Source organism: Limnospira platensis NIES-39 (assembly GCF_026000695.1).
Lineage (GTDB): Bacteria > Cyanobacteriota > Cyanobacteriia > Cyanobacteriales > Microcoleaceae > Limnospira > Limnospira platensis.
This window is the reverse complement of record NZ_AP026945.1, coordinates 5,597,517-5,622,038: the sequence shown is the minus strand read 5'-3', so window position 1 is coordinate 5,622,038 and position 24,522 is coordinate 5,597,517. Positions and strand designations below refer to the sequence as shown.

The following is a 24,522-nucleotide window of genomic DNA, read 5'->3' as shown; positions in this document are numbered from 1 at the left end:
TCCTATACTCTCCCTAAATTACATCTTTTTGAGCCGACAAAATTATTATGGCTGCTCTGGAAATTGACGAATGTTAGTAGGTATTTTCCATTTACTATATAATAGACCGAGACTAACTAAATTAAAAGAAACCTTATTTATGAATACCGTCAAACAAGAAATTGAGTTGTTGCTGAAAAATTTACCGGAGGATTGCAGTCTTGAGGATATTCAATATCATCTTTATGTTATAGAAAAGTACCGCCAGGGTATTACTATTGCAGATAGTGAACGAAGATTAACACAAGAGGAAGCGGAAGGTTTAGTAAGTAAATGGGTTATCAAGTAGTTTGGTCACCGACAGCCATTGATGATATCGATGCGATCGCGGCTTATATTGCGCGAGACTCAGTTTCCTATGCGGCGGCGGTGGTACAGAGAATCATTGAGGCTACCAGAAATCTGAGCAAATGTCCCCTCTCCGGTGGTATTGTTCAGGAGTTTGGTGACGAAACCGTTAGAGAACAGTTTGCTTACACTTACCGGATTATCTACCGTATTCAGGGAGATGTTGTCACGGTTGTGGCTGTGGTTCACGGTAAGCGATTGTTAAAGCTCGATTTGAATACTCACTAGATTCTAGTCATGAGGGTGAAGTGCTACGCCCCTTGTGGGCGTAGCTTTCCAGTCTCAACTACCGTATTTGTAAATTCTTCAGGAAATTAAAGCCGCCCACCAGGGGCGGGGTATTAAACCCACCCAATTTTTACAATTTGTGATATGGGCAGCCTAGCCATCCCTCAAAATTGCGCTGCTGTTCCGGGGTCGGTTCTTCAACGGAGGTAATTTTATAAGCACTGGGACGGGGGGCGCGCAGTATAGCTTCAGAGGTTCGCAATTCGTCTTGATGGAAGAAGCTGATATTGACCTGCTCCCCAGGTTGAAAGTCTAGCAAGCGATCGCTAATGTTTTCAACGCTCACCCGAAAACCATTGATAGCTAATAATTCATCCTCAGCATCAATTCCCGCCAATTGTGCTGGGCTTCCCGCTTCTACAAATTTAACTATTGTCTTGCCATTTTCCGCCGCCAGTCGCCAACCCAAATCAGGAACAATATCATTATTTTGAGGTTTAATTACCAAACCAAAGGGTTGCAAATAATCATTTAAAGGCAGTTCTTCAGTACCATGAAGATAGCGGTTAAAGAAATCATCTAAATCCATTTCCGCCACCGAAGCGATCGCCGACTGTAACTCCGCCGCCGTATAGCCCTTTTCCGATTTACCGAATTTTTCCCACATTAGCACCATCACATCATCAAGCGATCGCCTATTTCCATGACGGTTACGAATCAACAGTTCCAGCATCAATGACACCAATTCCCCTTTTAAATAGTAGGAAATTTGATTATTGTCACTATAAGCATCGCGGCGATATAACTTAATCCAAGCATCCCAACTCGACTCACCCAGGGGTTGAACAAACCGCCCAGGACTGTTTAAAAATCGGGAAATATCCTTAGATAAACCATTCAAAAAATCCTTAACCTCAACAATACCAGCCCGGTAAATAATCCACCCATCATAATAGCTAGTTGCTCCCTCACAAAACCACAAAGAAGTCGTATAACATTCTTGTTCATAGTTAAACACTTCCAACTCTTTCGGGCGTAAGCGCTTAACATTCCAGAGGTGAAAAAACTCATGAGCTACCAACTGCATAAAGCGGTTATACTTATCCCGGTCTCGCAATCCTAACCGAGGATAATTAAGAGAGCAGGAATTTTTATGTTCCAGTCCTCCATAACCCTGACTGGACAAATGCAATAGAAACACATAGCGGTCATAGGGAAGACCCGAAAATAGATTGCTAACCTCGTGAATAATTTTCCGACAATCTGTAATTAAGCGATCGACATCACCATTTCCTTGGCCCCAAATTGCCAATTGATGAGGTTTTCCAGCCGCTTCAAAATCATAAACCTGATGGGTGCCAATCTCAAAAGGACTATCAACCAAGGTATCAAAATCCGCCGCCTCAAAGGTATTTTCGACCCCTGAAACGGACGGTAAACTGGTAGTAACCCACCAACCCTTTGGAGGTGCGATCGCCACTCGGATCGGCAAATTTTCCCACCCAGGAACATAAAAGAACAGAGCCGCCCCATTAAAATAGCCGTGGGTGCTATCCAAATGGTTAGTTCTTACCGTCAACTCATTGGCGTAGATACGGTAGTGGACTATGAGCGAGTCCGACTCTCCTGCTTGTAGCCGCCATGTATTTTTACTGACCTTAGACCAGGACAGAGATTTACCATGGCGATCGCATACTCGAAAATCCTGCAAATGTCTTGCATACTCCCGCACCATATAAGAACCCGGAGTCCACACCGGCATTTTCAAATCAATCACCCCGGAGTCCACTATCGGACCCGCCAAATTTGGTCGAGAGATTTGCAACCGCACCTCAAACAAATGAGACCCCGGCTGGGACATAGAAACCAGGTAATCGGTGGCTACCGTCGAGTTAGCAGCCTCTGGGGAGGGGGTTCTAATAGCTTGAGTCATTAAACAGAAAAATAGCGACAAATTAGGGCTATTTTAGCTCAAGCCCCAAGAGCGAAGGAGCCAGCCACCAGAGGAAAAACCTACTGATTAGCCAATTGATTAAGGTGCTTGAGATTAATCAAATGGATCACCTGACGTTCGGTATCAATGTTAATCCAACCCTTACTATTGAGTTTTTCGATAATTTTGCTAGTCTCTTCGAGGCTGATATCAGTAACATGAGCCAAATCTTGTTCAGGAATGTTAAAAATATCAGCCCCTTTTTCCGTCATCTGGCCATAATTTTCCGCCAACTCCACCAAAGTATTAGCCAACTTAACCGCCGGAGGGCGGTGTCGGATCTGATAACGCTGGTTAGTTTGGCGCAAACGTCGCACCATAAGTTGCAACATTCGATGATGAAGTTGTGGGTCTTTAAACAGCGTTTGAATAAATCGTTGAGCCGAGACACTAATCAATCGTACAGAGGACAAAGCAATCACATCATTGGCTCGTGGAGACTCATCGAGAATCGCCATTTCACCAAAAAAATCACCTCGCCCCAAAATAGCCAGGGTGACTACATTATCGCCCGACAGTCGCCGTACCTTGACCCACCCGGAAACGATGAAATAAACTGCATTTCCCCAAGCATCCTCCATCACGATCGCACGATTAGCTGGATACTCGTGCTTCACAGCCACCGACAACAACCATTCCAGAGTTTCTGGGTTTGCCCCTTTAAAAAGAGGAAAAAGCTCACTAAAAGCCTCAGTCTGCATGAGAACTCGCGCTAAGTCAGAAGTTTTATGTTGACACACCACCTCACAAACTGCAAGGGGCTTCGAGATTTGGATCACTCACTAGAGATTTGAAGTTACCCTTTCCGCGTGCGTTGCCAATACGCTCCTTGGCTGGTTTTCCCGAAAGTTGATCGATGCAACGCACCGTATGCTGTCTCCCAATTAATGGAGGCATTCAAATCACGGCTAATTTATACCGTAGGAGCGCGATCGTCATCAACCACCAGAAACAGTTAGGGCGCTGCTTGGAGTCTGTGCCTAGTGGCAGGTAATAGATCAGCAATTGGAAACACCAGCTAACTTCCCGCACCCGCCCGCACTACGATTCCCACCAGCAAGACCGCGATCGCTCCGCGATACTCCGTAGTATCGCCCGCCCTACGGACTGCTGAAATTGCCCTATCCGAACCATAGCCACCCAATTTGGGGATGAATGAGTAACTGTGTCCAAAGATTAGGTTACAGATTCATCCCTCACCAATCCTGCGGGTATAGGGAGAGACCCCGAGTAGCATAATTGTGGTCAAATTTAATTATACCAAGGGAAGTTCCCTATCAAGCCCAACAAATTTTGATCAGCAATAAAAGTTAGTGCCAACAAACACAGATAGAAGTGGCGATCCAGTGCGACACTTATATAATTATCAGCAAAATCCTTGGGAAATTGAGCAATCGGCTAAAATGGCCATAAACTGATAAACAGTTGTATATGTCCATGCTTGGGAAAGGTCTCATCCTAATTTCAACTATCCGAAACCGATTGCCCCTGAATATGAGCACAGATCCAACCTGTTGGTAAAGGTTTATGAAATCCGCATCTTCAAACAATTCGATGCCTCCAAATCCTGCTGTATCTGCTACCGTTGATGTCGATGTCATCGACGGAGACGGAAATATTTTCACATCTTCCCGTCGTTCGGCGGGCAACTCATCAGGGGGTAAACCCCCCCATGGTAATAACCAATCATCCTCTGGGTTAGCCCGTACCAGTGGGAATTTCTCGAATTTTTTAGCTCCTCTAAAAAAAGAAACCTTTGTTGAAGTTGTTAAAGATGTTGAAAATAAACTAAAAACAGTTAACGAAACCCTGTCGATGCTGGACAATCTCCTGGATGCCCAGGGATTCGAGGCAATTCTTAACGAAATGTTATCCTCGATTACCTTTAAAACAGGAGAACTTCTCAACGCCGATCGCACCACGATCTGGCTGATGGACGAAGAAAAGCACGAACTCTGGTCTATAGTTGCTAAAGGAGAAGACGGAGAACCCTTAGAATTAAGGATTCCGGCCAGTGCTGGCATTGCGGGGGAAGCAGCCACCCATAAGAAAATCGTTAATATTCCCTACGATTTCTATGATGATCCGCGATCGGCGGCCGCCAAAAAATTTGATGAAAAAAATGGCTATCGCACCTACACTATGATCGCCATGCCTCTGCTGAATGAGAATGAGGATCTAGTAGCGGTAGTACAACTATTAAACAAACTCAAACCCGATATTAATCCATCATCCCCCCTACAGGAAAAAGTCGATACTATCGGCTTTACAGGGGAAGATGAACAGGTATTCCATGAGTTCGCCCCCTCCATTCGGCTGATCCTGCAATCGTCTAAATCCTTCTATTCAGCCACCCAGAGACAGCGAGCCGCTTCGGCGCTGATGAATGCGGTTAATGCCCTCAGCAAAAGCAGTCTCGATCTCCAAGAAACCCTGACCAATGTTATGGATCAGGCTAAGGAGTTAATGAATGCCGATCGCAGCACTCTGTGGCTACTAGATGAAGACCGAGACGAACTGTGGACCAAAATTCCCATTAATGGCAATCTGACGGAAATCAGGATTCCCCGAAATGCCGGATTTGCGGGAACTGTTGCCGAAAGCGGTGAGCCTTTACTGATCCCCTTCGATGTATACAAAGACCCTCGCTCTGAACAATCGAAGAAAACGGACCAAAAAACCGGGTATCGTACCTGTAGCCTGTTGTGTATGCCCGTTTATAATGCCGACAAGCAACTAATCGGCGTTACCCAACTGATTAACAAGAAAAAACAAGGGGAGTACGCAGCTTACGACCCGGCTAGTTGGCCAGATCCTCCTGAGCAATGGAAAGCCAGCTTTAATAAAGATGATCTCGAATTTATGCGGGCTTTTAATATCCAAGCTGGGATTGCTCTTCAGAATGCCAAACTCTTCCAAAAGGTGAAAGAACAAGAGCAAAGACAGAAAGACATTCTCCGCAGCCTGACTAATGGGGTGATTTCTTCAGACAAAGAGGGTCGGATCATTGCTACCAATGAATGTGCTGTGGAATTACTGGGACTGACTGAATCCCAGGTGACTCACGGTTTATCAGTACGAGAGTTAATCCATCTCAAAGATGGTGATTTCGCCCGCTGGTTCGATTTGGCTTTGAAACCCAAAGATGCTAAGGACCGCCAACAATATTATCCCGATCAAACCCTCTTATCAGGTGCTTCGGAAATTTCCCAAAGTATTAACCTGTCGATTAATTCCATGTCTGACATTAATGATCCTGAAAAAGTCAGCGGGGCTTTGGTGGTCATGGAGGATATTAGCGGGGAAAAAGAAGTTAAGAACTTGATCTATCGGTACATGACCCCGGCTGTGGCGGAATCTCTGTTAGCTAGTGGTGAAATTAAACTAGGGGGAACCCGTAAGGATGTTACGGTTTTGTTTAGTGATATCCGCAGCTACACGACCCTCACCGAAAAGTTGCAGGCTGAGGAAGTGGTGAGTATGCTTAACGAATATTTTGAGGAGATGGTCGATACCGTCTTGAATCATCAGGGAACCCTAGATAAGTATATTGGGGATGCTTTGATGGCTGTGTTTGGTTCTCCTGCGCCTCTACCAAATCATCAGTGGATGGCTGTGCAGGCGGCGGTGGAAATGCGTTACCGTTTGATAGAGTTTAATGATCTGCGTGTGTCTAAAGGACTGATGCCTATTAAAATTGGTATGGGTTTGCATTCTGATGAGGTAATCAGTGGTAATATTGGCTCTAGCAAGCGGATGGAGTTGACATCTATTGGAGATGGCGTTAACTTGGCTTCTCGCTTGGAGGGTACCACCAAGCAATATGGAACTGATATTGTAATTAGTGAAAATACTTATCTCCCTAATGCCGATCGCCTGATTGTTCGCGAACTTGATTTGATTACGGTTAAGGGTAAAAGTCAGCCCGTTAGGATTTATGAGTTGGTTGGTATTCGGGAAGGAAAACAGGCTAGGCCCATTCCTGATGAACAACAACAAATTATCGACCACTACCATCGGGGTCGGGAATTTTACCTGAAACCCGCCATGGAAAAACTCACTGATACCGATATCGTTCCACTTTTGGCACAACTGGAAGATTTTTCTCAGTCCCAACTTAAACAACTCTCCTACAATGAACGTGAGCTGCTTAAACAAATGCTGGAAGAGATGTCCCTTCTACAACTGGAGGAGATTCTCGGCTCAAATACTGTCCGACGATTATCTCTAGCCCAGTTAGCAGCTACGCCACCGGAAGAAATGGCTGATCGGATGGAGGAAATTCTTAATGGTTTAACTCCCCGTGAGACTAAAAAAATGCTGGTCGCTAAACTTCAGCAGTTTACGGCTGATCATGAAACTAAGCAGATGTTAGCTGATGAAGGGGCACAATTGGCCATCAGTGCTGTGCGTAAACTCATCGATCTGTGCCGCAAGAAATTTGCCTCGAAGGCTAAAGAAGCCTTTAGAAATGCTAAACACGAATTTTTGGCGGTTTTGGCGATCGATGCTCAAAATAAAGCAGCAAAACTTCATGTCGATCGGTGTATACTATATGAGACCACCAAGCCCCCCAGTGAAACCTGGGATGGTGTTTGGAAGCTCACAGAAAAATAGTGCAGGGGGCTGTTTTCCCTCATCGTTTCTCTGTTGGGGCTTTGGGTCTCACAACTAATCAGAAAATCCCTAAGCCTCATCAAGGCTTGGGGGTGTGTCAACGGAGAGGTTTGCGCCTCCCCATCTCGGAGATGGCGGGTTGGCTATTGATGGGTAGTGAGGAAATTGGTCGTCAACCCCGGATCTTAGATTTCAGCCTGAACCAAGTTTAGATTAGATAATGACTGAGTTAAACGGACCGTATTCTGACCGACAATGGATAGAACAGGTGAATGACCTGTTGATTGAAGTTGCTCGCGCCGCTTTAGCTGATATCCCTAAATTACCTGGTACTGTTTCGACTTCTGCACTACCTCTGGCGCAACAGGCGATCGCTATCAAAAATCAAGCGGGTCTCTACCAGTCTACTAATTGGCAATGGCAAGAAGCACATCTTGATTGGGTGGGACGGGTGCGAGAGTTTCTGTTGGAATTGTCTCGCATTGCTTTATCAGATCGCCCATCACTTCCTGAAAATATTGCCCATCGTGCTTTGATGTTGGCGGAAACAGCCCAAGATATTCAGGAAGCCTTGGAAAATAGCGAACCTATTTCGACTTCTGCTACAAATGAAAATCGGGAAGGTTCCCGCAATCTGGATGTTAATGGTCGGTTTAACCAACTACGAGATCAGATCAAAACTGAGTGCAGTGGTAGTGTTAATGCCAATGACCCCCTATGGCAGCAGGTCTTAACATTGTTGGATGTGGCTCAAACTCAATATAATGATTTGCGAAAAAACTAGCTCCCAGACCCTTGGAGATGATGGAAAATTTATCGGGTTCGGTTTTTGATTTTTGGATGTTTTTATGGTAAAATACCCAGTGCATATTCTAGTATACCAAGTCTGACCTGGTTTTTAGTGTCATAAGTTTATATGGAATCAGACGGTCAACCTGCCAGTTTATTGGGAAGTCCTACCTATGGATTTTCGGATCTGGTGGGTGCGGTTATTGCATTATTCACCCTCATTTTTCCGTTAATGGCGATCGCTCGCTACTCCCCGAGTCAGTTACAAACGCGACCATCGCCACAGCCTGGGCAGATTAGTACAACCCCATCAGTCAAACCGGCTCCCGAAGGGCTATGATTTTGGCATTAGGATATATAGATAGGTGCGAAACGTTTAGGAGACCAAATAGGGCTGAGATGCCTGAAATCACCTCCTAGTGGGACTTAAACCCCTCGGTTGAATATAAGGATTTGCGACCCTGACCATCCCATAACTATCTATGTGTCCCCACATCTGGCGGAGATAGAGCTCACCAGATAAGGCAGGGAACTCAAGGTCAATATACGGACTGTACTTAACGGGGCGTGACCACCCCAGGATAACAGAAAGTTGAGAGTAACGGCGGTAGCCACCCCCAATTTGGGGATTCACACCCCAGGGTTGAAGCGGGGAACGGAAGGCTCCAAGGTATAACCTAATACCGGAATCGAGACCACTGCCAACCATCCATGATTAGGGAAACCGAACGTCTGGCTTGAACCAGGTAGGGGTCGAGAGGGAAGTCGCCTTCCCCCACTCCCATTCCAAACCGTGCTTGATACTTTCGCATCACACGGCTCCTGATGTAGATACCCCTTGGCAACGGGAACAGGGTTACCAACCCCTGCTTTTGTACTTCAACTTTTGGAGCTAAATACAACATCGTAGTGTTTAAACTCGCTTTCGCCGTTAAACTCCTGTTGATTGCAGTAACTATATCTACACCGTGACTAGTGGGCATATCCTAACCATTACAATTAGGCCTTGGCTTTCAGTCACATCCCTTCCCCTTAAAGGCATACGATTACACTTTCACTACTCAACAAGATGTACTTGTCGAGAGCCTAAAAAGGGGTTTAAACGTTCCGTTTATATGGGCATTCCATCTGTAGACTTGTCCTTTCCACCGGGGTACTTTTAAAGGTCTGTGTAGGTAGTGAATGAAAACTCCTACTTTTCCCCTTGCTCTTTTGAGCGCAGCGTATCAACCTATTTCGCTACTTAATAATTACGATGGTTCAAGCCGGAACATTCAGATTTCCTTAGTCATGGATGGTTGGCAGTGGTCGGATTATTGGGAATAGGTTTCCCTCACGCCTTCCGTTCCCCGCTTCAATCTGACGGGTTGTGATTCCTCAAACTGGGGGTGGCTATCGCCGTTACTCTCAACGCCCTGATTTCTCAGTTGGTTTATGACCTTGAGTCCCCTGCCTTGCTTAGATTTCTCCAAGCGTCGGGACATATAAACAGTTATGGGATGGTCAGGGGTGCGAATCCCTTATATTCCACCAAGGGGTGCAAGTCCCACTAGGAGGTTATTTCAGGCATTGCAGCCTTATTTGACTCCTAAACGTCTCGCACTCATCAATTTATAGTAGCGAAACAGGTTGAAACGCTGCGCTCAAAAGAGCAAGGGGAAAAGTAGGAGTTTACTTACACTACCTACACAGACCTTGAAAATACCCCGGTGGATAGGACAAATCTAAAGATGGAATGCCCATATAAACGGAACGTTTAAACCCCCCTTAGGCTCTGCTAATAAACAAGTGAGCAATATTACTCGCAAGCAGAGCGTGAAAAGTGTAAGCGTATGCCTCCTAGGGGAAAGGATGTGACTGAAAGCTAATGCCTAACTGTAATGGTTAGGATATGCCCACTAGTCACGGTGTGGATATAGAGACCGCGACAAGTAAGAGTTTGATGACGAAAGCGAGTTTAAAGACTACGTGTTGTATTTAGCTCCCAAAGTTGAGGTTACAAAGCGGGGGGTTGTAGCCCTGTTCCTACTGACAATAGGGTATCTACATCAGGAGCCGTGTGCAGGGAAACTCGCAAGCACGGTTTGGAATTGGAGTTGGGGAAGGTGACTTCTCTTTCGACCATAACACAACTCCCCTCTTTTTTTCGCTCAGTCTTGACCTTGAGTCTCTCTGCCTTATCTGGTTGTCGAAGCCAGATGTTGAGACACATAGATAGTTATGGGATGGTCAGGGGTGCGAATCCCTTATATTCCACCAAGGGGTGGAAGTCCCACTAGGAGGTTATTTCAGCCATTGCAGCCCTATTTGACTCCTAAACGTTTCGCACGCTATATGTTAGGGGTCGAGAATGGAGTCACCACCATCCCCTCCCATTCAGAACCATACGTGAAAGTTTCCCTTCATACGGCTCCTGGTGTGGATACCCTGTTTTGTCCAAGGAGCAGAATCAACAGACCTGCTTTTTACTTCGATGTTCAGAGCTATATGCAGCACGTAGTCTTTCAACTCGTCCTCGCCATTATACTCTTACTGACCGCAGTATCTATATCCACACCGTGACAATTGGGCATATCCCAACCATGACAATTGGGCTTTAGCTTCTGGTCACATCCTTAGCCCTCTAAGCATACGCTTACATTTTTCACTACTGCCTTGTGAATTGCATTACTCACTTGTTTATGGGCAGAGCATTAGAGGGGTTACAACGTTCCGATTATATGGGCATTCCATCGTTAGATTTGTCCTATCGACCGGGGTACTTCTAAAGGTCTGTGTGGGTAGAATGCAGAATCCCCCACTTTTCCCCTTGCCCTTTTGGGCGCAGCGTGTCAACCTATTTCGCTGCTCGTGCTTTACGATGGTTCAAGTCGGACATTCGGTCTTCCTAATCATAGATGGTTGGCAGTGGTCGCGTCTTGGTAGTAGGTTCTACCTCACGCCTTCCGTTCCCCGCTTCTATCCTGGAGTTATGATTTCCAAAACTGGGGGTGGCTATCGCCGTTACTCTCTACTCCCTGATTTCTCAGTTCGTTTATGACCTTGAGTTCCCTGCCTTGCTTAGTTACCTAAGCGTCGGGACATATAATCAGTTATGAGGATGCTCAGGAGAGGTCTCCTTATATCCAGATTCGGAGCTGGAATCCTCACCGGGTAGTTATTTCGGGCATTTCAGCCCTATTTCATACCCGAACGTCTCGCACCTGCATCAAGAACATAATATTGTCCTTTATTAATGGCAGCGTAAATCCTGCCTATTGCATCCTGGGCTGACCGTCCGGGACGGAACCCATAGCTTGTGCTTTCAAATCTCGATTCCCATTCAGGTTCGAGAGCCGACTTAACCAAGGCTTGCCTTGCTCTGTCTTGGATTGTGGGTATTCCTATTCCAGCTTTTTTCATCCCTGCCAGGTTTTGGTATCCACACCCGTCGCAGTGGTTTTGCTTTGATATTTCCCTTAATGTTCTCCACAAGCTCAAACCTTTGTCTTGGAGAGATTACTCTTACTCCATCAACACCGGCTGTCTTCTTGCCTTGACCCGCCTGGGGGGCGGGTTTATTAAGCTGACTGTTGGGAAGCATGGCTGACCGTGGAACCCGCCCCTACAGTCGCACTGCTAGGAGCCGGGCATAATATGACTTCACCAATAGACGTTGCCATCTTCGTCCCTTAGCGTCTTGTCCCGATTTAGCTGCTTGAAATATACTCTTTTGGAGCTTGAATACTTTCCGTTGAACCTTAGTCCATGGGATTGTCTTCCATGCGTTGTTCGTAGTCTTGATTGGTTTTGGTTTTCCCAACCCTTTCTTTAAACTCGCTATCGCCATTTGTACACCTACTAAACTCTATTCCTTACAATCAAACCGTGACCTGTTAGCATATCCCTACTATTACAGCAGGGTGTTGGCTTTTGGTCACATCTCACATCCTCCGAGACTTGCGGTTACACTTATCCCTACTGATATTTCGACCAAATAATCAGAGTCTAGGAGGACTTAAAACGTTCCATTTATATGGGCATTCCATCTTGAGATTTGTCCTTTCCACCGGGGTACTTTTAAAGGTCTGTGTAGGTGATGAAAAGATTACCCTACTTTTCCCCTTACTCTTTTGAGCGCAGCGTATCAACCTGTTTCGCTGCTCAATAATGACGATGGTTCAAGCCGGACATTCGGTTTCCCTAATCATGGATGGTTGGCAGTGGTCGCATCTGGTAGTAGGTTCTACTTCACCCCTTCCGTTCCCCGCTTCAGTCCTGGGGTTATGATTCCCAAAACTGGGGGTGGCTGTCGCCGTTACTCTTTACTCCCTGATTTCTCAGTTGGTTCATGACCTTGAGTTCCCTGCCTTGTTTGGATTTTTCTATACCGAATGTTGGGACATATAAACAGTTATGAGGATGGTCAGGAGTGCGCTCCTTATATTCAACCAAGGGGTATAAATCCTCACCAGGCAGTTATTTCGGGCATTGCAGCCCTATTTGATGCCTGAACGTCTCGCACCTCCTCCTTATGGTATAATTGAGCATTACGATTTCTTTGTGGGATTGACCTTGAGTTCCCTGCCCTACTTAGATTCCTCCAAGCGTCGGGACATATAAACAGTTATGGGAATGGTCATGAGTGCACTCCTTATATTCAACCAAGGGGTTTAAGTACCCACCAGACAGTTATTTCAGCATTGCAGCCTTATTTCATGCCTGAACGTCTCGCACAACTATCATAGTAAATCATGGGTTTCCAACCCCGTGCTTCCCAGCAATTCTCATTTTGGCGAAAACCTGTTCAAGTCCCCAGCATCCCTGTATCGTAATGACATCTAAGAAACCCAGGAGCGCCAGAGCCGTTGAAAAAGCCAGGTGGCTTTGAGACTCTAGTCGGTTCTTTCCGCCAGTGCTTGTCATCGCTACCGGACAAGCGCCGGGGTAAAAATCGCCGCTATGGAATGGAGGATGCCGCTTTAAGTGCGTTTAGTGTGTTTTTTACTCAAACTCCGTCGTTTCTGGCTTATCAACGTCTGATGGAGGGGAGTAAAGGCAAGAGCAATGCCCAAAGTCTGTTTGGAGTTCATCGAATTCCCTGTGATAACCAGATTCGGGACTTATTAGATGCCGTGTCCCCAGAGCACCTGTTTCCAGTGTTTGAGGATATCCTACAAGTCTTGGAAGCCCAGGGGCAGTTAGAAGACTTCCGTTGCCTAGGGGACAGTCTATTAGTCGCGTTGGATGGCACCGAATACTTCAGTTCCGACCAAATTCACTGTCCCCACTGTTCAACGCGCACCCAGAAGTCAGGAAAAACCCATTACTTCCATAGTGTTGTCACTCCAGTCATCGTCTGTCCGGGACAGAATCATGTGATTCCCTTAGTCCCCGAATTTATCGTGCCCCAAGATGGTCATGATAAGCAAGACTGTGAGAATGCCGCCGCCAAACGCTGGCTATCGAGGCAAGAACAATGCTTGAGGGCTTTGAATGTCACGGTTTGAGGGGATGACCTCTATTGCCACCAACCGTTGTGTCAGCAGTTTTTAGAGCAGCAACTTAACTTCATCGTCGTCTGTCGCCCCGAGTCTCATACTACCCTCTATGAACACCTAGAGGGCATCGAACTCCCGACCCTCACGACCAAGAAGTGGACTGGTAAAGTCGAGAAAACCTATACCTACCGCTATCTCAACGGAGTCCCCCTCAAAGATAGCGATGAGGCGCTGTTGGTTAACTGGTGCGAACTTACTGTCACCACCGCTGATGGCCAGGTAACCTATCACAACTCCTTAGCCACGAATTATCCTCTCAGCGATGAGAATGTAGCCGAGGTGGTTCGGGCCGGGCTGACTCGTTGGAAAGTTGAGAATGAGAACAACAACACTCTCAAGACCAAGGGCTACCATCTCGAACACAATTTTGGCCATGACAAGCAGCATCTTTCTTCCTTGCTCCGGACCATCAACATCCTCTCGCTGCTCTTCCACACCCTGCAGGAGTTGCTCGATAACAAGTACCAGTTGCTACGAGCGCACTTACCGAAGCGCCAAACCTTCTTTAATGATTTGCGCGCGCTTACCCAGACTGTACTTCGACAGTTGGGACCACCTTCTGACCTTTATGCTTGAGGGTCTCGAGTTAGACATCCCACCCGATAGCAGTTGAATTTCCAAAATGAGAATTGCTGCGTGCTTCCAGCACGGCTTTACATTGGAGACACTTCTCACTAAAATACACATAGTTCTAGTGAGAAGCTATGTACCTGACTCAAAAGAACCAGATACGAGGACTTCCAGTGCGAGAGTTGAAAGCCTTGGGGGAACTCTGCCGACTGAGTAAAAATCTCTACAATGTAGGAATTTACACTCAATGGCAGTATTACTTCCAAGATGGGAAACATCTTTGCTACGAGTCCAACTATCACTACTGTAAGGGAAACTCGAACTATAAACGGTTGAACACCGATATAGCCCAACAAACTCTTAAAGTAGTCGATCGCACTTTTCGGAGCTTCTACCGTTTGAGCCAGGCCCTCAAAGAGGAGACCTTTCCACAGAAAGTTAGACTCCCTCACTACCGGCCCAAAGACGCTTATTTCGTCCGGATTAGGCCGAGGGTTAAAATCAAGGACGGAAAATTTAGAGTTCCCGTGTCTCGCGACTTGGGCAACTTGCGGGGCGAAATTTGGATTCCTTTCCCGGAAAGAATCGCTCCCGATACTCTCAAGGAAGTTTGGATTCACCCTCGATATAACGCCCGTTTTTTTGACGTGGAGTTTATTTACGAGGTGGAAGAAACTCCCGTTCCCACCGAACCCGATACGGCTCTAGAGATCGATATCGGACTTGACAATCTGGCTACTTGCGTCGATACCAACGGGGCATCCTTTATCGTGGATGGCAAAAAACTGAAATCCCTTAACCGTTGGTACAACAAAGAGAACGCCCGACTGCAATCGATTAAAGATTTGCAGAAAATCGAGGGAATAAAGGAGCGCCAGACTAGGGTAACGCGGAATCGCCATAACAAGGTTAGGGATTATCTCAACAAAGCCGCCCGTTACATTGTTAATCACTGTATCGAGAACCGAATCGCTCAAATTGTGGTAGGTTTTAACGTCGGTATCAAGCCGGAGATTAATATCGCCAGCCCCAATAACCAGAACTTCCTTCAAATTCCCCACGCCAGTTTTAGAGCTAAACTGAAAGCATTGCGGGGGAGATACGGTATCTCCTACGTTGAACAGGAGGAATCGTATACTTCTAAAGCTAGTTTTCCTATTGGGGGATAAATTGCCGAAACACCGATAAACCGAGAGAGTCTAAATTCTCTAGCCAACGGCTTAAACGGGGGCTGTATCGAACGAAAGATGGTTTTCTGGTTAACGCGGACTGTAACGGGGCGGCTAATATATTGAGGAAAAGTAAGCACAATGCTTTAAGCGGAGTGTCTGGGGGTTGTTTGGCACAGCCGTTAAGAGTGAAAATCTCTTAAAAATCTCCGCCTTCTACGGCGCTAGAGTGTCAACCGGACGCTAACCTTACGGCTATAGCGCGGGGCTTATCGGCGGTTAAGCTAAGTTTCTGGGTCAACCCTGAGCAAGATTTGGCAAGCACTGGGGTAAGGGTAATCCTATCTCAGCCAGCCTAGCCTCTGAATAAATCCCCTTAGTGGGAAGTATGAAACATCAACTTGGAGAACGACAAATATGGACTTATCACTTATTCCCCCGGAACCGAAACCAGGATTGGTCAATGTGTTGATCGAAATTCCTGCGGGGAGTAAAAATAAATACGAATTTGATAAAGATTTACAAGCCTTCGCCCTAGATCGGGTTTTATACTCCTCTGTTCAGTACCCCTATGATTATGGGTTTATCCCGAATACTTTAGCGGATGATGGAGACCCCCTTGATGGCATGGTGTTGATGGATCAACCGACATTTCCTGGTTGTGTGATTGCGGCGCGGCCCATTGGTATGCTAGAAATGATTGATGGTGGCGATCGCGATGAGAAAATTCTCTGTGTTCCTGCCAAAGACCCCCGCTATAGTGAGGTAAAATCTCTGAAAGATATCGCACCTCACCGCCTAGAGGAAATTGCGGAATTTTTCAGAACCTACAAAAATCTTGAGAAAAAAGTCACAGAAATTCTGGGTTGGCAAGATGTGGACAAGGTACAAGCTATAGTGCAAGCCTCTTGCATAAAATCCGGTAATTTCCTGCAGGAGCCGGAAATTATTCCTCAAAGGAGATGATCGATGCAGGTCCAGGATTAGACCTACGTTAAGGGGGTGATGACACCATCGGGTGAACGCGAGCCTGTTGCTCTGTCGTCTATCTTTAAGGAACGAGATGAGTGGATTTGTAAGCTCGAGTGAGCTAGACGTAAAAAGCCCCTTTAACATGACCGAGGCCAACATTACCCCATCTGGGAGATAGCTTAAATGCCAAATTACCAAAATTACGTTTTTGTGGTTGACACACTGGGGCAACCGTTAAGTCCCACTCATCCGGCCATAGCCAGAAAGCTTTTGAAGCAGGGTTTAGCCGCAGTGTTTAGGACTTATCCATTTACAATTATACTCAAGAAAACTGTTGAGAACCCGGGCAATGAAGCATTACGGCTCAAGTTAGACCCAGGGGCATCAGTGACGGGTATTGCCTTAGTTAATCAAAGTCGGGACACAGTTATCTGGGCGGCTGAATTGACTCATAGAGGAGATAGAATCCGAGCCAAGTTAACTGCACGTCGCGTGGTTCGCCGCCACCGTCGTTGCCGAAAAACTCGTTACCGTCAAGCCCGATTCAATAACAGAAAGCGCCAAGAAGGATGGTTGGCTCCCAGCCTCAAACATCGAGTTGAAACCACCTTGACCTGGGTAAATCGACTGATTTCCTCACGCCCGATAACGGACATATCCATGGAGTTGGTACGATTTGACACCCAAAAGCTGCCCAACCCGGAAATATCTGGAGTTGAATACCAGCAAGGGGTTTTATTTGGATACGAGTTGAGAGAATATCTCTTGACGAAATGGCAACACCAGTGTGCCTACTGTGGCGGCCAAAATATCCCTTTAGAAATCGAACACATTCAGCCCAAAAGCCAGGGTGGTTTCGACCGAGTTAGCAATCTGGGTATTGCTTGCCATAAATGCAATCAGAAAAAAGGTTCTCAGCCGGTCGAGCAGTTTCTTTTGCCGAAACCGGAAATCTTGAAGCGGTGTAGCGTGCAGGCCCAAGCCCCCCTGAAAAATGCGGCAGCCGTCAATTCTACCCGATGGGCATTGTTTAACCGCCTGAAGCCAACTGGATTACCCATTGAAATTGGCACTGGAGGTTTAACAAAATATAATCGGACGGTTCAAGGACTACCGAAAACCCATTGGCTAGATGCCGCTGATTGTGTGGGAAAAAGCACCCACCCCCCGGTTGAAAATCAAAACTCACCAGCCATTACTAATTACTTGTTTTGGGCGCGGTGGCCGTCCAAAAGCGGCTCCTAACAAGAGGCTTCCCATTCGCCATAACCCATTAAAACCAATTAAGGGATGGCTTACCGGGGATATAGCCAAGCAGATGGCACATGGAATCGGTAGAATAACCCCGTCGAGTCGCGGCAGTTTTGTTTTAACCAAACCTGACAAAACTCAGTTTTCAGTCAAACCAATAGATTTGAAACCTGTTTTGAGAAGAGATGGCTATTTGTATAAATTTTCCTGAGTTGTCAGGTAATTACCAGGTTATAGATATACTGCAAGGATGACGGAGAAAGCCTAGCGATACCGATTTTACCCGGAACAGGAAAACCTGTTGCGGAGGACTTTGGGTTGTGTTCGCCTGGTGTATAACAAGCCATTAGCCACGGGGACTGATGGTTGGACTTCGCTCACCAACCAAGGTTGGTACGAGGGACAAGAGGGCATTGATTACGTCGAGACTTCTTCGATGCTGAGGAGGTGGAACAAGACGGAAGGGCTGGACTTGATCAAGCAGGTCAGTTCGGTTCGGCGATCGCAGAGACTCAGGCATTGGCAGTCCGCATTTTCCAACTTCTTCGCGGGAAAGACGAAGTACCCGAAGTTTAAAAAGAGGAGGAAGGGCGGAAGGGCTGAGTTGACCAAAGCGGCTTTTAATCGGGCGGGTTTATCCAGTGGGCTGGTGTTGGGCATGGCTGACGGTGGAGGCCGCCCCTACAGGGGATGCTTAAACTGCGGATACGATCGCCCTTAAAAATCCCGTTAAAGGTCCGGGAGTGGGAATGTCCCGACTGGGAAACTGATCACGACCGAGACAGACGTAAACGCCAGGAGCAGCATCTTAGCTGCCTGGCTGGCGGTGTCGGTCTGGGTTGCGACCCGAAGACCAGAACACAGCCGGAGTTGCGGGAGTGGTGCTCAAAACCCCAAAGGGGGAAAGAACCAGAAACCCAAATTGTTAGGTTTGGGAATCCCCTTCCGGTTACGGGGAGGATGTCAATGTGATCTGATGAGACCTTAAAATATGTATCGAACCCTGTTGTTGGCTAAAATTCATAACTGTACCCTAACTGAGGCTAACCTTAATTATGTCGGCAGTATAAGTATTGACCAAAACTTACTGGACACTGCCGGAATTTTGGTTAATGAACAGGTACAGGTGGTTAACACCACTAACGGGGCTAGACTGATTACCTATGTCATTCCTGCCCCACCTGGGTCTGGTGAAATTCAATTGAATGGGGCGGCGGCTCGTTTAGGCATTCCAGGCGATCGCCTGATAATTATGGCTTATGGGCAGTTGACCCCGGAAGAAGTCCCCACTCATCAGCCGAAAGTGGTTCTTGTGGACGAAAAAAATCAAGTGATCGAAATTCGCGGCCATGAATAGTTTAACAAAATTATCAGAAAAAATGGGTTGAAAACCTCGTCCTTTTAGGGCGACTTGGTGTGAACATAAATTGAAGTCGTTGACTTTGGGAACGCCGGAAACAAGAGACACTCCGTAATCCCTAAAACTCTAGCCATCACTGGTAGAAAAGCTTTCATCGTCAGTTCAAATGGCCAGAGCGAAGTCAAAATCAAATAGGGTAGGGCATACCCGAATTTACGCTTGGGGAGTAGTCTTTAAGAGTGCTTACTGTAAAAGGTGTAGGTGCGAGACCTTCAGGCATGAAATAGGGTTGAGACACCCGAAATAACCGCCTGGTGCGGACTTCAACCCCTTGGTTGAATACAAGAAGCGCACTTCTGACCATCCCTATAACTGTTTATATGTCCCGACGATTTGTATCATACGATACCAAATACCGGCAGGGAACCCAAGGTCAACAAACTCTGTAACAAATCGTAGTAGGGGTCGAGAGAGATGTCACCATCTCCCCCTCCCATACAGAACCGTACTTGAGACTTTCACCTCATACGGCTCCTAATTTGATTGTTCCATTGTTAAGGATACAGCGTTGGCATTGTCAATTGCCGTCTTATCATCATGACAGTGGCGGTGTAATAGTTGAAGGTTCTTGTATTCATCCTTTCCGCCTTGGCTTCGAGGTACAATGTGGTCTACTTCAATTAAGTCTGATGGAGTAAAGTATTGCCCACACCAGGTACACCTGCCTTTTTGCTTTTTGAGTAGTTTGGCTACCCTTGTCGGTGTGTCGATTGCTTGTCCTTTCCTGGTTGCCCAGTAAGTCCAGTTTCCGTCGTATGGTGTTGCTTCCGGGTGTATTAGGGTATGTCTGACAATCGGAGTCCAATTATGTTTCCATAATTGGAGTCCATCTCTAGTTTGGAATAACCATGATTCATGCCTTTCTTTCCCGTTGCTAAGTTTAACCGTTCCATATCTGAAATAGTTCCTTAGCTTTTTATAACTCGCCTTTCTGCATCTCGATACTGTCCATGCCCTTAACATTAGCCAGACTATGTTGTCTAGCTTAACGAAGGTCTCTTTTGAGACTACCGCTGAATAATAGTTTGACCATCCCCGAATGATTGGGTTTAGTTTGCTAATCAGGGCTGATTGAGGTGCAGTTTTGTGTTTTTTAACTTCACCTTTTATCACTTCTATGTGGGCTTTAACTGCTTTGTTGCTGGGTTTAATGAGGGTTTTGTGACCGATTAATCGGCTTGTTGCCCCACCTGTTTTCCCAGATTTATATTTACTTACCGGGTATGTGCGAAACGTTTAGGAGTGAAATAGGGCTGCGATGCCCGAAATAACCTCCTAGTGGGACTTTCACCCATTGGTGGAATATAGGAATTGACTCTCATCCCCGACCATCCCATAACTGTTTATATGTCCCGACGCTTGGAGCAATCTCAGCAAGGCAGGGAACTCAGGGTCAAGACTGATAGCTTAAACGATGGGAGTTGTGACCCATCTAGTAAAGCAGGAAGTTGAGAGTAACGGCGGTAGCCACCTCCAGTTTCAGGATTCATAACCCGTCAGATTGAAGCGGGGAACGGAAGGCGTGAAGTAGAACCTACTACCATATGCGACCACTGCCAACCATCCATGACTAAGGAAATCTGAATGTTCCGACTTGAACCATCGTAATAAGTAAGTAGCGAAATAAGTTGACACGCTGCGCTCAAAAGAGTAAGGGGAAAAGTAGGAGTCTCAACTCACTACCTACACAGACCTTTAAAATTACCCCGGTGGAAAGGACAAGTCTAAAGATGGAATGCCCGTATAAACGGAACGTTTAAACCCCTTTTAGGCTCTCAAGTGGCAGGATGTACCTGCACAGTAGTGAAAAGTGTAAGCGTATACCTTTAAGGGGAAAGGATGTGACTGAAAGCCAATGCCTAACTGTAATGGTTAGGATATGCCCACTAGTCACGGTGTGGATATAGAGACTGCGACAAGTAAGAGTTTTATGACGAAAGCGAGTTTAAAGACTACGTGTTGTATTTAGCTCCCAAAGTTGAGGTTACAAAGCGGGGGGTTGTAGCCCTGTTCCTACTGACAATAGGGTATCTACATTAGGAGCCGTGTGATGTGAAAGTATCAAGCACGGTTTGGAATTGGAGTTGGGGAAGGCGACTTCCCTTTCGACCATAACTGCCTGATATTGAATCCTAGAAAATCGAACCCTGGTTCTTCGAGTTTTCCATCATACTCAACATGATTGAGAGTGTGGCAAATTCGGGTTTTTTCGAGTTTTATTTCTAAGCCAATAGGTTTTAGCCATTCGGAGATAGCAGTTTTGCACTGTTCAATGATTCCTAGGTCTTTTGAGATAACCACGAAATCATCGGCGTATCTTATAAGGTTTACCTGAGTGGTTGTTCCTTTATTTGGATACATTCCTTTAACTAGCCTTTCCATTCCCAACAGTGCGATGTTGGCTAGAAGTGGACTTATTACCCCTCCTTGAGGTGTCCCTGCTTCTGTATCCTCGAATACCCCGTTATCCAACACACCCGCTTTGAGCCATTGTTTCAGGTCTCTCTTCAAGCTGCTTGGACAATGAATTTTGGACAGTAGGTAATCATGGTTCACGGTAAGAGCATTTTGTTATGGTCGAAAGGGAAGTCGCCTTCCCCAACTCCAATTCCAAACCGTACTTGAGACTTTCACCTCATACGGCTCCTGATGTGGATACCCCTTTGTCATTGGGAACAGGGCTACAACCCCCTGCTTTATGACCTCAACTTTCGGAGCTATAGCATTAGTCAAGGTAGTTAGGACGTATAATGGCAAGGATATCTACAGAAGACCCAAAAGGCTAGCCCCCTACAGTTACGACCTTAGACAAAAAGTTATTAATGCAATTGAACTAGACGGTATACCCAAAACCGAAGCCAGTCAAGTTTTCCATGTCAGCCGGAACACTATCAATCTCTGGCTGCAAAGAAAAGAACACACCGGCGACTTCCTCCCTAAACCGAATCGCCCACCTGGTCATAGCCACCAAATTACCGACTGGCACAAATTCAAGGCTTTTACCCAAGAGCATGGCGATCAAACCTCCGCTCAAATGGCTCAACTTTGGGATGACGACATCTCTCCTCGCACCATATCCAGAACCTTGAAGAAAATTGGCTTCACCAGAAAACAACTTACGGCTACCAAGAACGTGATGAGCAACAGCGAGAGGAGTTTATTGCTCAGATTGAACATATGGAGCCGGAAGGGTTGGTTTACCTCGATGAAGCTGGCATGAATAGTCAAGACTCGGATTATCCTTATGGTTACTGCGAGGAAGGACAACGCTTCGATGCCCTCAAATCCGGGAAGAGGCAGGGCAGGGTGAGCTATATGGCGGCATGGTGTTATCAACAACTCTTAGCCCCCGATCGCTTTGAGGGTTGTTGTAATCGGACAGTGTTTGAGTTGTGGTTGGAGTTTATCTTAATTCCAACATTGAAGCCAGGTCAAACTCTAGTACTGGACAATGCAACGTTTCATAAAGGGAGGCGGCAGGCTGAACTGGTGGAGGCAGCTCAATGCCGTTTACTCTATCTTCGGCCTTATTCGCCAGACCTCAACAAGATAGAGAAATGTTGGTCGTGGTTGAAAGCCCGCATTCGCCATTGCACGTGAGCAGTTTGATTCTCTCGATGATGCCATGGATTCTGTTCTCAAGGCTGCGTCCTAACCGTATTGACTAGTGCTATAGAGATTTATTAATAAAATTTAAGACTCAAATGTTAGTTTTTGCTGTATTGTGGGTATTATCCTTAATAGAGGGTAGAGTTAATTAAGTATTTTCCACAGGAAGTTAAACAACATGACCAGTTCCAGTAAAGATTATTTTGTTGTCCGTCAAGCCAAAGAAAAACGCAAAAAGAAGCTTTTAGCGATTATTTCTGTGGTTTCCTTTGGTGGTTCTATGCTGTTTGGTGCAGTAGTTACAATCAGACAAGCTATGCGAACTCCCCAAGCACAGCCAGAAACTATCTCTGTAGAGGATTCATTGCAACAACAACCAGAGGGTTATGAATTGGTTTTACAAAGAGAACCAGAAAATCGAATGGCTTGAGAACAATTATCTTTATTGCGGATACGATTGGAGGATTTTACAGGTGCAATGGAACCTTTAGAAAAGTTAATATCTTTGCATCCTGAACGCGAAGATTATCAGGTCATGTTAGACAATGTTAAAACATGGCAATCAGTAAGTGAATAATTTTAAACTATTTGCAGGTTGATAGGAAAAATAATACTAAATATCTTGCTTACAATTAGCTATTGATATAGAGTGAATAATCAATTTTTTCATATCTTCAAAAGAATATAAAGACACATATATTTAGGTTTTGGTAGCTATAAATGTGAAGGATTAATTAGTATATATAAATTATTAAATTCGCGATTGAGGTGTAGAGTATATATTGTTATTAATATAACTCAAATTTATCCGTTGGAAGATATTACTGTAGAAGGTTTTAAAGGAGTCATCAGTCATGGATTTAAACGAATCACTCCAATTAAATGAATATTTAGAATGTAAAAAGCAGAATTTACATAAAGAAGAAGTTTTACGAAAAATATCTGCTAAAAATAACAATGTCATTACAAAATTGTTATCTGATAATAAACCTATTAAACTGGAATTAGGTGCAGGACAAGAACGCCAATTAGAAGGATGGACTACTATAGACATAAGGTGCGAGACGTTTAGGAGTCAAATAAGGCTGCAATGCCTGGAATAACCTCCTAGTGGTACTTTCACCCCTTGGTGGAATAAAAGGGACTCGTACCCTGACCATCCCATAACTGTTTATATGTCCCGACGCTTGGAGAAATCGAAGCAAGGCAGGGAACTCAAGGTCATAAACAAAACTGAGAAATCAGGGCGTAGAGAGTAACGGCGATAGCCACCCCCAGTTTCAGGATACACAACCCGTCAGATTGAAGCGGGGAACGGAAGGCTCCGAGGTGTAACCTAACACCAGAACAAAGACCACTGCCAACCATCTATGATTAGGCGTGAGCCGAATGTCTGACTTGAACCATCATCAGTATAGAGCAGCGAAACAGGTTGATACGCTGCGCTCAAAAGAGTAAGGGGAAAAGTAGGAGGCTGTTACAACTACCTACACAGACCTTTAAAAGTACCCTGGTGGAGAGGACAAATCTAAAGATGGAATGCCCATATAAACGGAACGTTGCAACCCCTCTTAGGCTCTGATAATCTGGTCGAGAGAGTCAGTAGTGAAAAGTGTAAGCGAAAGCCTATTAGGGGGTGAGATGTGACCAGAAGCCAACGCCCTATTGTAATGATAGGGATATGCTAACGGGTCACGGTTTGATTGTAAAGAAATAGAGCCTAGTAGGTGTATATATGGCGATAGCGAGTTTAAAGAAAGGGTTTGGGAGACCAAAACCAATCAAGACTACGAACAACGCATGGAAAGCCATCCCATGGACTAAGGTTCAACGGAAAGTTTTCAAGCTCCAAAAGAGTATATTTCAAGCAGCTAAATCGGGACAGGATGCAAAGGCTAGAAGGTGGCAACGTCTATTGGTGAAATCATATTATGCCCGACTCTTAGCAGTACGGCTGTAGGGGCGGGTTCCACGGTC

The 24,522-nt window shown here is 45.8% G+C and carries 22 protein-coding genes and 5 pseudogenes; 18 read left to right on the top strand and 9 right to left on the bottom strand.

Annotation, left to right across the window (positions count from 1 at the left end; all coding sequences use genetic code 11):
- Positions 1-70 precede the first annotated feature (70 nt).
- Both N39L_RS27315 and N39L_RS27310 read left to right on the top strand, forming a co-directional pair.
- Complete coding sequence (locus tag N39L_RS27315) at positions 71-328, top strand: hypothetical protein (protein ID WP_006625968.1); 258 nt, start codon at positions 71-73, stop codon at positions 326-328.
- Positions 313-615 carry a type II toxin-antitoxin system RelE/ParE family toxin gene (locus N39L_RS27310; protein WP_006617129.1) on the top strand — a complete coding sequence of 101 codons (303 nt, stop codon included), beginning with the start codon at positions 313-315 and terminating at the stop codon, positions 613-615. The genes N39L_RS27315 and N39L_RS27310 overlap by 16 nt, the downstream gene beginning before the upstream one ends.
- Positions 616-745: 130 nt before the next feature.
- Here the strand turns inward: N39L_RS27310 and N39L_RS27305 are convergent, their stop codons facing one another.
- Complete coding sequence (locus N39L_RS27305) at positions 746-2,548, bottom strand: M61 family metallopeptidase (protein ID WP_006617128.1); 1,803 nt, start codon at positions 2,546-2,548, stop codon at positions 746-748.
- A gap of 80 nt (positions 2,549-2,628) precedes the next feature.
- The gene (locus N39L_RS27300; RefSeq protein ID WP_006617127.1) at positions 2,629-3,309 is read right to left on the bottom strand and encodes a Crp/Fnr family transcriptional regulator; all 681 of its coding nucleotides are present in this window, start codon (positions 3,307-3,309) and stop codon (positions 2,629-2,631) included.
- Positions 3,310-4,162: 853 nt separating this feature from the next.
- Here N39L_RS27300 and N39L_RS27295 point away from each other — a divergent pair.
- The 4 genes from N39L_RS27295 to N39L_RS27280 all read left to right on the top strand — a co-directional run bounded on the left by N39L_RS27295 (position 4,163) and on the right by N39L_RS27280 (position 8,354).
- Positions 4,163-7,225, top strand: coding sequence for a GAF domain-containing protein (locus N39L_RS27295; RefSeq protein ID WP_006617126.1), 3,063 nt, complete (start codon positions 4,163-4,165; stop codon positions 7,223-7,225).
- Positions 7,225-7,437 carry a hypothetical protein gene (locus tag N39L_RS27290; RefSeq protein WP_006617125.1) on the top strand — a complete coding sequence of 71 codons (213 nt, stop codon included), beginning with the start codon at positions 7,225-7,227 and terminating at the stop codon, positions 7,435-7,437. Before N39L_RS27295 ends, N39L_RS27290 begins: the two co-directional genes overlap by 1 nt.
- A gap of 8 nt (positions 7,438-7,445) precedes the next feature.
- A complete protein-coding gene (locus N39L_RS27285) occupies positions 7,446-8,009 on the top strand; it encodes a hypothetical protein (RefSeq protein WP_006617124.1) in 564 nt (187 codons plus the stop codon).
- A gap of 132 nt (positions 8,010-8,141) precedes the next feature.
- On the top strand, positions 8,142-8,354 hold the full coding sequence (locus N39L_RS27280; RefSeq protein WP_006617123.1) for a TLTLP motif-containing protein: 213 nt from the start codon (positions 8,142-8,144) through the stop codon (positions 8,352-8,354).
- A 973-nt stretch (positions 8,355-9,327) separates the two neighbouring features.
- On the opposite strand, the gene N39L_RS27275 is transcribed toward N39L_RS27280, so the two are convergent.
- From N39L_RS27275 to N39L_RS27255, 5 genes are all read right to left on the bottom strand, one after another.
- Positions 9,328-9,498, bottom strand: a complete 171-nt coding sequence (locus tag N39L_RS27275) for a hypothetical protein (RefSeq protein ID WP_167538952.1) — start codon at positions 9,496-9,498, stop codon at positions 9,328-9,330.
- Between the two features lie 512 nt (positions 9,499-10,010).
- Positions 10,011-10,226: a hypothetical protein gene (locus N39L_RS27270; RefSeq protein WP_126277506.1), complete on the bottom strand. Its 216-nt coding sequence runs from the start codon at positions 10,224-10,226 to the stop codon at positions 10,011-10,013.
- A 965-nt stretch (positions 10,227-11,191) separates the two neighbouring features.
- Positions 11,192-11,416: a reverse transcriptase domain-containing protein gene (locus N39L_RS27265; RefSeq protein ID WP_072002865.1), complete on the bottom strand. Its 225-nt coding sequence runs from the start codon at positions 11,414-11,416 to the stop codon at positions 11,192-11,194.
- Positions 11,355-11,597 carry a hypothetical protein gene (locus N39L_RS27260; protein ID WP_014276931.1) on the bottom strand — a complete coding sequence of 81 codons (243 nt, stop codon included), beginning with the start codon at positions 11,595-11,597 and terminating at the stop codon, positions 11,355-11,357. The genes N39L_RS27265 and N39L_RS27260 overlap by 62 nt, the downstream gene beginning before the upstream one ends.
- A 21-nt stretch (positions 11,598-11,618) precedes the next feature.
- The gene (locus tag N39L_RS27255) at positions 11,619-11,843 is read right to left on the bottom strand and encodes a reverse transcriptase N-terminal domain-containing protein (protein WP_014275810.1); all 225 of its coding nucleotides are present in this window, start codon (positions 11,841-11,843) and stop codon (positions 11,619-11,621) included.
- Between the two features lie 1,018 nt (positions 11,844-12,861).
- On the opposite strand from N39L_RS27255, the pseudogene N39L_RS27250 reads away from it, so the two are divergent.
- The 7 genes and pseudogenes from N39L_RS27250 (at position 12,862) to panD (ending at position 18,873) form a co-directional block, all read left to right on the top strand.
- Positions 12,862-14,130, top strand: a pseudogene (locus N39L_RS27250) (ISNCY-like element ISAtsp9 family transposase).
- Positions 14,131-14,258: 128 nt separating this feature from the next.
- Complete coding sequence (locus tag N39L_RS27245) at positions 14,259-15,293, top strand: RNA-guided endonuclease InsQ/TnpB family protein (RefSeq protein WP_006616010.1); 1,035 nt, start codon at positions 14,259-14,261, stop codon at positions 15,291-15,293.
- 417 nt (positions 15,294-15,710) lie between these two features.
- Positions 15,711-16,259, top strand: a complete 549-nt coding sequence (locus N39L_RS27240; RefSeq protein ID WP_006615875.1) for an inorganic diphosphatase — start codon at positions 15,711-15,713, stop codon at positions 16,257-16,259.
- A gap of 189 nt (positions 16,260-16,448) precedes the next feature.
- Positions 16,449-17,727 (top strand): annotated as a pseudogene (gene iscB, locus N39L_RS27235) (RNA-guided endonuclease IscB).
- A 236-nt stretch (positions 17,728-17,963) separates the two neighbouring features.
- Complete coding sequence (locus N39L_RS27230) at positions 17,964-18,092, top strand: hypothetical protein (protein WP_006625947.1); 129 nt, start codon at positions 17,964-17,966, stop codon at positions 18,090-18,092.
- Positions 18,093-18,206: 114 nt separating this feature from the next.
- Positions 18,207-18,488 (top strand): transposase, encoded by a 282-nt coding sequence (locus N39L_RS27225; RefSeq protein ID WP_237766125.1) that lies wholly within the window; start codon positions 18,207-18,209, stop codon positions 18,486-18,488.
- Between the two features lie 19 nt (positions 18,489-18,507).
- Complete coding sequence (panD, locus tag N39L_RS27220; RefSeq protein WP_006615999.1) at positions 18,508-18,873, top strand: aspartate 1-decarboxylase; 366 nt, start codon at positions 18,508-18,510, stop codon at positions 18,871-18,873.
- Positions 18,874-19,410: 537 nt separating this feature from the next.
- Here the strand turns inward: panD and N39L_RS27215 are convergent.
- Positions 19,411-20,166, bottom strand: a pseudogene (locus N39L_RS27215) (HNH endonuclease); the annotation flags it as partial.
- Positions 20,167-21,051: 885 nt separating this feature from the next.
- Positions 21,052-21,492, bottom strand: a pseudogene (locus N39L_RS27210) (reverse transcriptase/maturase family protein); the annotation flags it as partial.
- A gap of 205 nt (positions 21,493-21,697) precedes the next feature.
- On the opposite strand from N39L_RS27210, the pseudogene N39L_RS27205 reads away from it, so the two are divergent.
- The 5 genes and pseudogenes from N39L_RS27205 (at position 21,698) to N39L_RS27185 (ending at position 24,505) form a co-directional block, all read left to right on the top strand.
- Positions 21,698-22,591 (top strand): annotated as a pseudogene (locus tag N39L_RS27205) (IS630 family transposase).
- Between the two features lie 132 nt (positions 22,592-22,723).
- Positions 22,724-22,975 (top strand): hypothetical protein, encoded by a 252-nt coding sequence (locus tag N39L_RS27200; protein WP_006615918.1) that lies wholly within the window; start codon positions 22,724-22,726, stop codon positions 22,973-22,975.
- A 15-nt stretch (positions 22,976-22,990) separates the two neighbouring features.
- A complete protein-coding gene (locus tag N39L_RS27195) occupies positions 22,991-23,122 on the top strand; it encodes a hypothetical protein (protein ID WP_286146584.1) in 132 nt (43 codons plus the stop codon).
- Positions 23,123-23,399: 277 nt separating this feature from the next.
- On the top strand, positions 23,400-23,648 hold the full coding sequence (locus N39L_RS27190) for a hypothetical protein (protein ID WP_006615919.1): 249 nt from the start codon (positions 23,400-23,402) through the stop codon (positions 23,646-23,648).
- A 632-nt stretch (positions 23,649-24,280) separates the two neighbouring features.
- On the top strand, positions 24,281-24,505 hold the full coding sequence (locus N39L_RS27185) for a reverse transcriptase N-terminal domain-containing protein (RefSeq protein ID WP_014276929.1): 225 nt from the start codon (positions 24,281-24,283) through the stop codon (positions 24,503-24,505).
- The last annotated feature ends 17 nt before the right edge of the window (positions 24,506-24,522 follow it).